Below are 11,357 nucleotides of genomic sequence, written 5' to 3' on the forward strand. Positions count from 1 at the left end.
AGGCGATCCTGCTGGCGCGCCTGACAAATTGAAACAACACACAAATCGTATCAATTTGTCGTCCAGCGTGGATGAACATCGGCTGGCCGGGCGCGGTGCCGATGCCCGGATCACCACTGGAACCTGGCTGCAAATGCGGGGCTTTTCTTTTGCCGGCCGGAACGCTATGGGCGCCACGCGCGTCGTTTTATCGCGACCCCCTCGATCATGGCTATGCAGCTTGCGCCACGTCGGTGCCGGTTGTCTTTCCGGCCATTCAAGACAAAAGGCTACTGACCCCGCCGATGGCGAAAGAAGAACTCCTCGAGATGCGCGGCACGGTGGTGGAACTGCTGCCCAATGCCATGTTCCGCGTGCGTCTGGAAAACGATCACGAGATCCTGGGCCACACCGCCGGCAAGATGCGCAAGAACCGCATCCGCGTTCTGGTGGGCGACGAAGTGCTGGTGGAACTCACCCCTTACGATCTGACCAAGGGGCGCATCACCTACCGCTTCATGCCTGGCCGAGGCGGCCCCGGCCAGTACTGATGCCCGGGCCTGTACCGTTGCCGGGCTCGTTCTGATGACTGCGACTGTGCCGCCGCTGGTGCTGGCCTCGGCCAGCCCGCGCCGGCGTGACCTGATCGCGCGCCTGGGGCTAGTGCCCGATCGCATTATCGCCACCGACATCGATGAAAGCCCGCTGCCGGGTGAGACGCCGCGTGTCCACGCCGTGCGCCTGGCTGCGGAAAAGGCCCGCGCGGCGGCGGCACTCGCGCCCGATGGCGCCATCCTTTCGGGCGATACCGTGGTCGGCGCCGGGCGTCGCATCCTGCCCAAGGCCGAGGACGAGGCCACCGCGCGCCACTGCCTGGCGCTGCTGTCGGGCCGCCGCCACCGCGTATTCTCCGCCGTTGCCCTGCTGATGCCCGATGGCACGCTGCGCGAAGCGTTGAGCGAAACCATCGTACGCTTCAAGCGCCTCTCCGAAGCTGAGATAGACGCCTATATCGCCGGCGGCGAATGGCACGGCAAGGCCGGCGGCTATGCCATCCAGGGCAGCGCCGAAGGCTTCTGCGCCTGGCTGGCCGGCAGCCATTCGGGCGTGATCGGCCTGCCCCTGTTCGAAACCCGGCGCCTGCTGGTGGCCGCCGGCCTGCTGGCCTGAGCACGCCATGACCGCCACCTGGCTGGTGGAAGAAGGCATTGGCGAAACCCGCGCCGCCCTGGTCGATGGTGCGCAGATCCTGGCTGCGCGCCTTGCATGGCCGGGCGGGCTTGCCGTGGGCCTGGTAGCGCCCGCGCGTGTCGCCAGCCGCCTTGCCGGCACGCGGCGCGGCACGGTCCAGTTTGCCGACGGCGCCGTTGCCCTGGTCGATGGCCTGACGCCCGACCTGCCCGAGGGCGCCAGCGGCCTGTTCCGCGTCACGCGCGCCGCCATTGCCGAAAAGGGCCGCACCAAGCTGCCGATGGCGCGCCCTGCTGCCCCTGGTGAAGAGGCCTGCCCTGCCCCCACCCTGGCGCAGCAACTGGCCGCCACCGGCCAGCCCGTGCGCCTGATCCACGCCACCGATCCCGCGCTCGACCAGGCCGGCTGGGATGACCTGGTGGACGAGGCGATGAGCGGCGAGATCGCCTTCCCGCGCGGCGCCCTGTGCATCAGCCCGACCCCGGCGATGACCCTGATCGATGTCGATGGCAGCCCGCCCCTGCCGGCGCTGGCGCTGGCCTCCGTGCCGGCCATTGCCGCCGCGATCATGCGCATGGATATCGGCGGCTCGATCGGCATCGATTTCCCCACGCTGGGTGAAAAGCGCGATCGCCAGGCGGTGGATGCGGCACTGGCACAGGAACTGGCAGTCCGTGGCGCCCAGACCGGTTGGCGTGGTGAGCGCACGGCGATGAACGGCTATGGCTTCGTCCAGCTGGTTAGCCGGCTGGAGCGCCCGTCGCTGCCCGCGCTGTTTGCCCGCCACCCCTTGGGCGCAGCGGCACGGCAGTTGCTGCGCCGCGCGGAAAAGGTGCGCGATCCCGGCGCCCTGCTGCTGACCTGCCACCCTGCCCTCGCACGTGCCGTGCTGCCCGCCTGGCAAGACGAACTGGCCCGCCGCACCGGCCGCCTGCTGCACTGGTCCCTCGACGAAACCCTTGCGCCCACCGCCGGATTTGCCCAGGCGATCACCCCATGACCACCCCCCCCAAGCGCTGCCCCATCTGCGGCAAACCGCGCAGCGATGCGCACAAGCCATTCTGCTCTGCCCGCTGCCGCGACCGCGACCTGATGCGCTGGCTGGAAGACGGCTATGCCCTGCCCGGCCCGCCCGCCGACGCCGAAGAGAAAGGCCCGGATTGAAGCGCCCGCGGCCAAAGCCAAAAAGCCCATTGTGGAAAAATAGATGCAATTGAGGGCTGGACAACCTTCGGCCACCTCGCCATAGGGCGCTTCACCAAACGCAAGGCGCCGGCCAAACGGCCCGCCAGCGCGGCAAGCCCGGGTAGCTCAGTTGGTAGAGCACGTGACTGAAAATCACGGTGTCGGCGGTTCGATTCCGTCCCCGGGCACCATTTCCCTGTCCAGACATATCCACTGACATCCAAAATTGTCCGGAAAACCCTAGTGTTTTCGGCGTTTGACGCGCTTTGCGCGTCCTGAATCGTCCGTTGACGTTGCCCCACAGCCGGATTATTTGTGTGGGAAAATTGTGGGAAGAGCCCATATGTCGAACTCGCAGCGGCTCACGGCGATAAAAATCAGCCACTTGACCCAGCCTGGCCGCTACGGCGACGGCAAGGGCCTGATGTTGCTGGTTCAGGCCTCGGGCCACAAGTCCTGGGTGCTTCGCCTCACTTCCAACGGCAAACGCCGCGATTTCGGGCTGGGCGGTTACCCCGGCACCTCGCTTGCCAAGGCCCGCGAACTCGCGGAGCAATATCGCAAGGACATCCGCGAAGGCCGCGATCCACTGGCCTTCAAGATCCAGAAACCCGAGCGCACCTTGTTTCGCGACGCGGCCAAGGCGGCGATGGAAGGCCTGGCCGGCTCAAAGCTGGGCGCAGCAACCATCGCCACGATGCAGAAGCGCCTGTCCACCTACGCATATCCCAGGATTGGCCATCTCGAGGTCCAGACGATCGATGCCACGGTGCTGGCCGACCTCCTCCGCCCGATCTGGACAAGCAAGCCGGAAACCGCGCTCCGCGTCCGCCAGGCCATCATCCGGGTCCTGCGCTTCTCGCGCCCGGATGGGCACCTGCTGGAAAACTCTCTCGCCAAGGCCGTGTCAGACCGGCTTCCCAAGCAGCCCGACAGTCAGCATCATGCAGCAATGCCCCATGCCGAGTTGCCCGCCTTCTGGCGCAAGCTCGCCGCAAAGGAGACCAAGGGCGCGCTGGCCCTGCAATTCACGATCCTGACCGCCGCTCGCTCTGGCGAGACGCGCGGCGCCCGCTGGAGCGAAATCGACGAGAAAGCGGCGGAATGGAACATCCCGGCCACCAGGATGAAGATGAAGAAGGCGCATCGCGTGCCGCTGTCGGCTGCCGCATTGGCTATCCTAAAGAAGGCTGCCGCCTACAAGCGCCGCGACGTCGACCTGATCTTTCCCTCCGACGCGGGCACGCCGCTTTCCGACATGACCCTGACCAAGGTCTTGCGCGACATGAAGCAGGATTGCCGCGTCCACGGATTTCGCAGCACTTTTGCCGACTGGCGCGGCGATGAAACCGATTATCCCGAAGAGATCGCCGAAGCGGCACTGGCCCATGAAGTGCCCGACGAGGTCAAGCGGGCCTACCGGCGAACGGATTTCTTCACCAAGCGCCGGGCGCTGATGGATGATTGGGGGGCGTTCTGCACGAAGGACAGCGGTCGGTGACCCGCCCTGGCATGACCCGATTCGCCTCAGGGGCGCTGGACCTGCGTTGCAAATCGAACACATACCAGGTTCGATGCTCTTGGCGTTTAAGCGCCATGTCCAACGGCATTGGGTGAGCACCTAAACTCCAATCGCCGCGCTCTCTGCCCATGCGCTGAGCCACACTGGAGGTACAGAAGCTCGACGCGAGAGCAACGTAGCGCGCAAGGTTGGACACGCGGTCCGTCGCAACGCCCTAGGCGGCCCGGCCCGCGCTGTGGCAGGGCGCAGCCCACGCGAATCTCCCTGCTGCTTCCGTGCCTTGCCGCCCTTGCCCTGCCCCCCGCCCCGGCGCTTGCCTGGGGCAGCGAGGGGCACCAGGTCGTCGCGCTGATCGCGCGCCAGTATCTCAAGCCCGAGGCGCGGCGTCGCGTCGATGCGATCCTCGCCTCCGACCAGGACACGCTGACTGCCCCGGCCATGGCCGCGCGTGCCACCTGGGCGGATGCCTGGCGCCGCGAGCACAAGGACACCGAGAGCTGGCACTTCGCCGACATCGAGCTCGACGATGGCGACCTGGCCAAGGCGTGCCCCGAAAGCCCACCCAGCGACGCGCCGGCCAGCGCCGGCCCGGCTACCGAGTGCATCGTGACCAAGCTCGAGCAGTTCACCCGCGAACTGGCCGCGCCGGCCACCAGCCCGCAGGAGCGCCTGCTGGCGCTCAAGTTCGTGCTGCATTTCGTGGGTGATCTGCACCAGCCCCTGCATGCGTCGGACAATCACGACCGGGGCGGCAACTGCGTGGCCCTGGCCCTGGGCGGCCCGCGCACGGTCAACCTCCACAGCTATTGGGACACCGTGGTGGTGGGCGAGATCGATCCCGACGCGAAAGCCCTGGCCAAGCAGCTGGGCAAGCGGATCTCGCAGCAGGAGATGGCGGCCTGGTCAACCGGCACGCCCGAAGATTGGGCGCACGAATCGTTCGGGCTTGCCAAGCAGGCTGTCTACACCGTGCATTCCCAGCCCGGTTGCGACGAGACGCGAGCGCCGATCGCGCTGCCGGCTGGCTATGACGCCCAGGCACGCCGCGTCGCGGCTGAGCAATTGGCAAAGGCTGGTTGGCGCCTCGCGCAAGTGCTCAACGGGGCGTTGGCGCCCCTCGCGGAAGTCGGCGGGAAAGGATAAGCCTTAACGCCAACGTGCGGCTTCCGGTTTTGGTGGGAGCTGCCTAAACGGTTTGGACTACGCTTCCACCGAAACGCGCTTCATCAGCCCAGCACTTTGTGCCGTCGACGAAGCATTCATGGCTAGAGTAAGCCTTTCCTGAAGCCACATAGCGTGCAGCGTATCCGCCGTCCAAATTCGACTGGAAGAATTGGAGCTTTTGACCATTCGCGTCAGACGCCCGCGAAATGAAGGTTAGACTAGCGCATGGGAAATAACGAAAGCACCAGTCATTCAGCCGAGGCTTCTGCGTTGGGTTTCTGGTATCAGTCGCTCTATGCGCTGCTGATACTCGCTGCCACACCGACCGACGATGCTGCGATCGCTATCGAGCAGCTCGATGACATCGAGTTGAAGGCAGATGGCCAGAAATTACTGTTCCAGCTCAAGCACTCGATGAAGGCAAAGCCGGTAGCGGTCAGCATCAAGTCTCGATCTCTGTGGCGCACGGTCGCGGTCTGGATCGATATTATCCCCAAGATCAGCCTTGCGGAAACTAGCCTGCATCTGGTGACAGTGGGCGGCATCCTTGCGGGGGATCCATTGGAGGGGCTGCTCGATCCCGAAGACGGTCGCGAGGCGCTGGCTGCCGCGATGACGGAGGAAGCTCAGCGGGTGCTCAAGGAGGGAGCCGAAGCCAAGGCCAAGGGCGATCCGCTCCCCCATGTGGATCGCCACAAAGGATGCGCGGCGTATCTCAAGCTCTCCGAAGGCGACCGGCACAATCTGTTGCGCCGAGCCGTCATCAAGCCCGACGCACCGACGATCGATCAGATCGAAAGCGAGCTCGAGCAACACTTGCTGATTCTTCCCGCCACGCAGCGACCAATCGTTGCGCGAAGGCTGATCGAATGGTGGGATCGGCAGATCGTCTATTCGCTGTGCGGTAAACGCGAGCGCGTGATCGCCCGCAACGAGTTCCAAGCGCAGGTAACCGAAATCGTCGGCGAGCTCGATCAGGGGAAACTGGTCGCGCACTTCGAAACCGTCGCGAAGCCGCTCGATTATCTGCCTGAGGGTATGCTGACCCGGCAGATCGCCTTGGTCAAAGGCAGCGATTCAGACGTCGATAGGGCAATCCGGGAGGAGTGGCGGGCGCGCTCGCAGCGAGCGCGTTGGACGAACGAGAACCCTGCGCTCGGCGCGATGATAAACGACTATGACGCGGTTCTCACCGAGCATTGGCAGGATCGGCATAATCAAATGTTGGAGAGTTGCGCTGATCTCGAAGACGGTGCGAAATGCTCATCTGGGCTTGATCTGCTGCGATGGACGCACAATGCGGCCCCTACTACCGTCCGTCCGATCCAGGTAGGTTTCGCCGCAGCTTATTATGTCCGCGGCAGCTATCAAGTCCTGGCGATCAGCTTGCAGGTCGGGTGGCATCCCGACTTCAAGGTGCTGCTTGGAGGGGAAGGATGAAGCAGGCTCATGACGTGTATGCCGAGCACAATCCGGCTTACTGTGCCTACGTCGCCGGCGCGTTCGTTACAGCCCATGCCGAAGTCCATCCCGCAGGACCCGATCTGGCGATCGTATATCTTGCTGTCCCGATCGCATTGTCCGGAGATCTCGCGGCAACATTCGACGGTACGAACAAGAACACCGGTCTCCTTGAGTGGCTCGAACGAACGCCGCAGATGTCGGTCGGCCTAGCCGACCGGGTGAATGCCGCTCTGGAAATCGTCGGCGAGGCGGTGCGCTATGGCTGCTTCACCGATGTGCTGCGGCTATCGATGGAAGGGCGACTGACGCCGGGCTCAAAGAAATTCAAGCAGAGTCCCCTGAGCGATCTCGACCCGCACAGCATCGGCGCCATTCGCCGAGCCAGACGACTGGGCACCTGGTTCGCGACCGCCGGCTCGACACGTAACATCTTCGGCATTCTGGGGCTAACCGTATGATCCGCTGGAATATTCGCACGATCTTCTTCCTAGGTGCCGAAGGGCGACGCCAAGACATCGTCCTCAAGCCCGACGACATGAATATCATCACCGGCGCGTCGGGCACCGGCAAGTCCGCGCTGATCAAGGCAATCGACTATTGCCTCGGGTCGAGTAAATGCGAGCTACCTGTCCATATCCGCCGTCGCGCTATGGCGATCGGCGTCAAATGGGCAGCCGGGGATCATGAAATGATCGTCGGTCGTCTCGTTCCTCCCGCCGGGCAGACCACCAGCACCAGGATGTTCGCAACCGCAGGCCGGGATCTGCCGCTGCCTAATTCCGTCGCAGAATTTGACGGCGGAACGACGGTGGATGCAGCCAAAGCCTTTCTGGAAAGGGCCTTCGGCATCGGCGATTTGGGGCATCTACCCGATGCTAACGGCGATATCCGCGGCCGTACGAGCGTGCGGCACACCACGCCCTATATGTTCGTGACCAAGGAAGTTATCGACAGCGAGTCGGTGCTGCTGCACGGTTTGGAGAAGCCGGACAAGGCGCGAGACATCATTGCGACGATGCCCTATTTCCTGCGGGCAACAGACGAAGGGGGCGCGTTGGCGGAACGCCGCTTGCGCCAGCTGCAACGCGCGCTCACTCAGGCGGAGAGCAAAGATCGGGCGCGGCAGTCGGCTGAGACCGCGTTGAAGCAACGGGCTTACGGATTGCTGGTCGAGGCGCATCGCTTCGCGATGACGGAGGCGCCTTCGCCTGACGGGCGCGAGGACGATATGCTCGCTGAATTGCGTCGTGTCGCGGACAGCGCAATTGACGCGGCGAATTATCCCGAGGACAGTGAACTCGGTGCCCTGCACGCCCGGCGCCGCGAGATTCTTGCCACGCTCGCCGGCGCCAGACGTCGCCGGGATGCGGCAAAGGCAGCGCTCGTCGACGCCTCGGGCTTCGGTGACACAGTCACCCGGCAGCGGGACCGGCTGATGCTATCCGAACATCTCAAGCTCGGCGACGGCGAACACACCTGTCCGTTGTGCGATGCACCCTCTGAGCGCGGGCGCGATGCAGCGGCGATGATCGCGGATACACTCACCAAAGTGCGGGCCGAAACAGTCGCCGTCGAAAGGGTCCGGCCGCAGCTCGTAGAGCATGACGAAGCGCTCGCGAAGGAAGTAAACACGCTCAATCGTCAGCTCCGTGAGGTCGACGAGCAGATCAAGAGCTGGCTTCGGCAAACCGATGAGACGCGCCGCCTAGCCGACATTTCCCAGGCAAAGGCCCATCTGCAAGGCCGCATATCCTTCTTCCTGCAGACCAGCGCTGACGAGCCACGGCAGCCGACCGCCGACCTTTCGGTGCTTCGCGCCGAGATCGCCCAACTGGAATCTCAGGTGGATCGCGAGTCCAAGGAAATGCGGCTGCAGCGGGCCGAGGCGAAGATCTCGTCCTACGCGTCCGAAGTCCTCAGGGCGCTGCCGACCGTCGCCCCCTGCGTCGATTCCGAGCTTTTCTTCTCCTCACGCATTCCGGAAATCCGGGTGATTGAGGCCGGCAGCCGCACGATGCTGCGGATGCCCGATGTCGGATCGGACCAGAACTATCTAGCTATCCACATAGCGCTGGCCTTCGCCATCCAGCGCTATCTTGAAGAAGTAGATGCCCCCGTGCCGGGACTGCTGGTGCTCGACCAAGTCAGCCGTCCTTATTTTCCAACACGCGGCACCGATGAAGACGAGCGGCAGATTACCGCGAGGGACGAGGATGAGGATATTCAGGCGATGCGCCGGCATATCGACTTCCTGTTCAAGGAGGTGGCGGCTAGATCGGGCCTGCAGGTCCTGCTGATCGAACACGCGTATTTTGCCGATGACCCGCGGTATGTGGCCGCGACGCGAGAGCGCTGGACGCGCGCATCGAGCAAGGCGCTCATCCCGCTCAACTGGCCGATGCGCGACGATACCTGAGCATCGCAAAGCTACCGCATTCACCGCCCCTATAGACGCTGCTCCCGCGCGACGAAGGCTTTCAGGCTATCGCGCTTGGTCAGCGTCCAGCGGCCGATCCTCGGCCGCTTGTTCCGTGCCGCAGGTCTCGCGGTAGGCGATAGTCTAGTCAGCGGACTGCTGATGCGGCGCAGGCGTGATCGTACGCCTGATCTGCGTCCGGTCTGGCGGCTCTGTCCGTTCAACGGGCCGCCAGTGCAAGTTGAGCGAGCGGCACGCACCTTTCCTTCGCCACAAACTGCGTGTGGATCGCTTCTGACGGCAACATACATAGGACGTGCAGTGGCAAGGCTTGCCCAGCGGCACGGAGCTCACTTTTGACCTCAGACAACAGCGAGCCGCTGGGACCGACGATAAGGATGTCGAAATCTGCCCCGACCCCCGTCACGGCCGAACCGAACATATAGGCCTCGAAATGCTCCAACGAGGGGCAAGACGCCAGAAGATGAGCCGCAACCTCATGGGCCGACATCATGCCCGCGCCAGACGCTCTCTCAATGCGTTCCATAGCATCACCTCGCATCCCAGCTCTCTTCCGGCTTCGTTCGCTTCGGGCTGCGGCGTGCCATTTGGGTTGATGTTCCAGATGATGTCGACCGGCCCAAAACGATCCCACAACGTGCGAACTTCATCAGCCGTCGGCTCGTAATCGGCTATCATCCCAATCCGCAGCACCTCCCCGTTCCGCAACGTAACCCGGTAAATTCGATCAAACTCCCGATCGGCCGTCACCACGGGACCATATTGCCGAAGAAGCCGATCCGAGAATTTGTAGACCTTGTGCTGTGCGGAGTTGGCGTCGCCGTTGAGAGCCGCCGAACCCAATGTCCCGAAACTGCCCCAACCTACCCGGTTCTCTTCGAGGTACCGTATCGCCTCGCCTTCCCAGACACACTCCGCGCGGTAACCGCACAAGAAATCGAGTGCCTCGACACTGTCCCGGTAGCCGACAGCCGCTGCCTGATCGACCGTTGCGGCCGCCGTAATGGCCGCGACGACGTCGGGTCGATCCACGGTTACGATCCGGATGACGTCACCGCCAAGATGCTCCGCCTGCGACCGTCCTTCTTTCGCAAAATTGGCTAGCGCATATTTGACCTGCCAGTTCATGCAAACATCCCCTCCATCGACCCGGGAAAGCGAATGGCCCGACCGGAGACGCCGCATATGTGCCGCTCAGATAAGCCGCGAACATGCTCCTGATACTCAGCAAAGGTGCGGCGTTCCTCCCCCGTGGCAAGGCCAAGATTAGCCTCAATGATCGCCAAGGTGCGATAGTGATTAGGCAGGATCACGCTTCTCATCCGCTCATCCCACGCCGCAGCAGTGGCCGATTCCGGGTCATACTCAAAATTCGCACCTTCCACCGGCGCAAACTTCTCCCAGATGGCCCGGTTCTCGGCCATAATGCCGGCAACCGCAGCTCGCGCTTGCTCGCGATCGTCGTAAGCCCGGATGCCTTGCTTGTGCGCCAGCCGCCCAAGATGATTGGCCTTCCAATCAAGCAGGATATTGCGCGGATAAGCCTCAGGGTCCTTGTCGATCTTCGTATGGCAGGTCGGGCACAGCAGGATCAGGTTCTCGAAGGCATCGGGATCGAACTCGTTCGCCGGTCGGTCTCCATGCCGCGGGCCCGCATCGCCATGCGGTATAACATGTGCCATTTCAGCGATGTGCTTATCACCACCCATTTCCGCTGGAAACAGGGCTTCTAGGCAGTCGGGTTTCTGGCAGAAACCCGCCGCACTCGAGAATAGATGCAGTCGCGTTACCGCCGGTATCGCCTTTCTTTCCGCCATTCAAAATCCCCGCTTTGGTGTCCGACACGCATATAGGAATCTCTGCCTCAAGCGTCAGCACACGAAACTATTTTTGCCGCCAGCAACAAGCGTCGGATCTTCCGGATTTACGGATTAGCAAGCTGGATTGCGTCTAGCTCCCTTCCAGCTGGCTATAGGCCCTATCGTACGCAGTTTCATGAGTAGATATTAGGACGGCCCGGATGACAGTAGTGATTAGTCCGCTTTTGGACCGAGCTTACCATCGCTTCGATGACCGCTATTAGGGCGCCTTGCGGACCGTCAGGTCTAGCGCGCCTGATCGGCGGCTTTTATCTGAAACGGACCTTGATGGTGGCTGAGACCAACGACTGACTTCGGTCGCGAGCCGCCGATTTGAGCACCGACCTGTCCTTCGCCATGATCGCCGCGATTGCTGACGTTCAGAGGCCCTGGCTGCGGCGTCGGAACCAGTCGTACGTTCACCGCTATCGCAGTGCAGGGGAATGCCGGGGCCTGGGACAAGTACGAACCCGCTGGCGCGGGAGTGGTGCATGTTTTGAGGCCTGGCCAGTAATCGGCGGTCTGGGGCTAAGTTGAGGTGTGGGCCAAGTAGGTA

Annotated in this window: 12 protein-coding genes and 1 tRNA gene; 10 read left to right on the forward strand and 3 right to left on the reverse strand. The window is 63.2% G+C overall.

The window, feature by feature from the left end:
* Positions 1-284 precede the first annotated feature (284 nt).
* From infA to ABIC78_RS05325, 10 genes are all read left to right on the forward strand, one after another.
* Positions 285-530, forward strand: a complete 246-nt coding sequence (infA, locus tag ABIC78_RS05280; RefSeq protein WP_022675624.1) for a translation initiation factor IF-1 — start codon at positions 285-287, stop codon at positions 528-530.
* A gap of 34 nt (positions 531-564) precedes the next feature.
* Positions 565-1,149, forward strand: a complete 585-nt coding sequence (locus ABIC78_RS05285) for a Maf family protein (RefSeq protein WP_062786050.1) — start codon at positions 565-567, stop codon at positions 1,147-1,149.
* Positions 1,150-1,156: 7 nt separating this feature from the next.
* Complete coding sequence (locus tag ABIC78_RS05290) at positions 1,157-2,170, forward strand: ribonuclease E/G (RefSeq protein WP_169041943.1); 1,014 nt, start codon at positions 1,157-1,159, stop codon at positions 2,168-2,170.
* A complete protein-coding gene (gene yacG / locus ABIC78_RS05295; RefSeq protein ID WP_169041942.1) occupies positions 2,167-2,334 on the forward strand; it encodes a DNA gyrase inhibitor YacG in 168 nt (55 codons plus the stop codon). The genes ABIC78_RS05290 and yacG overlap by 4 nt, the downstream gene beginning before the upstream one ends.
* A gap of 136 nt (positions 2,335-2,470) precedes the next feature.
* A tRNA-Phe gene (locus ABIC78_RS05300) sits at positions 2,471-2,546 on the forward strand.
* A 152-nt stretch (positions 2,547-2,698) separates the two neighbouring features.
* Positions 2,699-3,856, forward strand: coding sequence for a tyrosine-type recombinase/integrase (locus ABIC78_RS05305; protein WP_354488078.1), 1,158 nt, complete (start codon positions 2,699-2,701; stop codon positions 3,854-3,856).
* Positions 3,857-3,964: 108 nt separating this feature from the next.
* The gene (locus ABIC78_RS05310) at positions 3,965-5,020 is read left to right on the forward strand and encodes a S1/P1 nuclease (RefSeq protein ID WP_354488080.1); all 1,056 of its coding nucleotides are present in this window, start codon (positions 3,965-3,967) and stop codon (positions 5,018-5,020) included.
* A 246-nt stretch (positions 5,021-5,266) separates the two neighbouring features.
* Positions 5,267-6,481 carry an ABC-three component system protein gene (locus tag ABIC78_RS05315; RefSeq protein ID WP_354488082.1) on the forward strand — a complete coding sequence of 405 codons (1,215 nt, stop codon included), beginning with the start codon at positions 5,267-5,269 and terminating at the stop codon, positions 6,479-6,481.
* Positions 6,478-6,963, forward strand: coding sequence for a three component ABC system middle component (locus ABIC78_RS05320; protein WP_354488084.1), 486 nt, complete (start codon positions 6,478-6,480; stop codon positions 6,961-6,963). The genes ABIC78_RS05315 and ABIC78_RS05320 overlap by 4 nt, the downstream gene beginning before the upstream one ends.
* The gene (locus ABIC78_RS05325) at positions 6,960-8,921 is read left to right on the forward strand and encodes a DUF3732 domain-containing protein (RefSeq protein ID WP_354488086.1); all 1,962 of its coding nucleotides are present in this window, start codon (positions 6,960-6,962) and stop codon (positions 8,919-8,921) included. The genes ABIC78_RS05320 and ABIC78_RS05325 overlap by 4 nt, the downstream gene beginning before the upstream one ends.
* Before the next feature lie 220 nt (positions 8,922-9,141).
* Here the strand turns inward: ABIC78_RS05325 and ABIC78_RS05330 are convergent, their stop codons facing one another.
* From ABIC78_RS05330 to ABIC78_RS05340, 3 genes are read right to left on the reverse strand one after another with little or no spacing between them, the layout of a single operon-like run.
* A complete protein-coding gene (locus ABIC78_RS05330) occupies positions 9,142-9,435 on the reverse strand; it encodes a nucleotidyltransferase family protein (protein ID WP_354488088.1) in 294 nt (97 codons plus the stop codon).
* On the reverse strand, positions 9,432-10,070 hold the full coding sequence (locus ABIC78_RS05335; protein WP_354488090.1) for a hypothetical protein: 639 nt from the start codon (positions 10,068-10,070) through the stop codon (positions 9,432-9,434). Before ABIC78_RS05335 ends, ABIC78_RS05330 begins: the two co-directional genes overlap by 4 nt.
* Positions 10,067-10,759 (reverse strand): HNH endonuclease signature motif containing protein, encoded by a 693-nt coding sequence (locus tag ABIC78_RS05340; protein ID WP_354488092.1) that lies wholly within the window; start codon positions 10,757-10,759, stop codon positions 10,067-10,069. The genes ABIC78_RS05335 and ABIC78_RS05340 overlap by 4 nt, the downstream gene beginning before the upstream one ends.
* Positions 10,760-11,357: the final 598 nt, after the last annotated feature.

Source organism: Novosphingobium sp. 1529 (assembly GCF_040544855.1).
Classification (GTDB): domain Bacteria; phylum Pseudomonadota; class Alphaproteobacteria; order Sphingomonadales; family Sphingomonadaceae; genus Novosphingobium; species Novosphingobium capsulatum.

Bases quoted from the DNA above. Each gene is read 5' to 3' on its own strand.
- infA (WP_022675624.1), top strand. From the start codon at position 285: ATGGCGAAAGAAGAACTCCTCGAGATGCGCGGCACGGTGGTGGAACTG.
- ABIC78_RS05285 (WP_062786050.1), top strand. From the start codon at position 565: ATGACTGCGACTGTGCCGCCGCTGGTGCTGGCCTCGGCCAGCCCGCGC.
- ABIC78_RS05290 (WP_169041943.1), top strand. From the start codon at position 1,157: ATGACCGCCACCTGGCTGGTGGAAGAAGGCATTGGCGAAACCCGCGCC.
- yacG (WP_169041942.1), top strand. From the start codon at position 2,167: ATGACCACCCCCCCCAAGCGCTGCCCCATCTGCGGCAAACCGCGCAGC.
- ABIC78_RS05305 (WP_354488078.1), top strand. From the start codon at position 2,699: ATGTCGAACTCGCAGCGGCTCACGGCGATAAAAATCAGCCACTTGACC.
- ABIC78_RS05315 (WP_354488082.1), top strand. From the start codon at position 5,267: ATGGGAAATAACGAAAGCACCAGTCATTCAGCCGAGGCTTCTGCGTTG.
- ABIC78_RS05320 (WP_354488084.1), top strand. From the start codon at position 6,478: ATGAAGCAGGCTCATGACGTGTATGCCGAGCACAATCCGGCTTACTGT.
- ABIC78_RS05325 (WP_354488086.1), top strand. From the start codon at position 6,960: ATGATCCGCTGGAATATTCGCACGATCTTCTTCCTAGGTGCCGAAGGG.
- ABIC78_RS05330 (WP_354488088.1), bottom strand. From the start codon at position 9,435: ATGATGTCGGCCCATGAGGTTGCGGCTCATCTTCTGGCGTCTTGCCCC.
- ABIC78_RS05335 (WP_354488090.1), bottom strand. From the start codon at position 10,070: ATGAACTGGCAGGTCAAATATGCGCTAGCCAATTTTGCGAAAGAAGGA.
- ABIC78_RS05340 (WP_354488092.1), bottom strand. From the start codon at position 10,759: ATGGCGGAAAGAAAGGCGATACCGGCGGTAACGCGACTGCATCTATTC.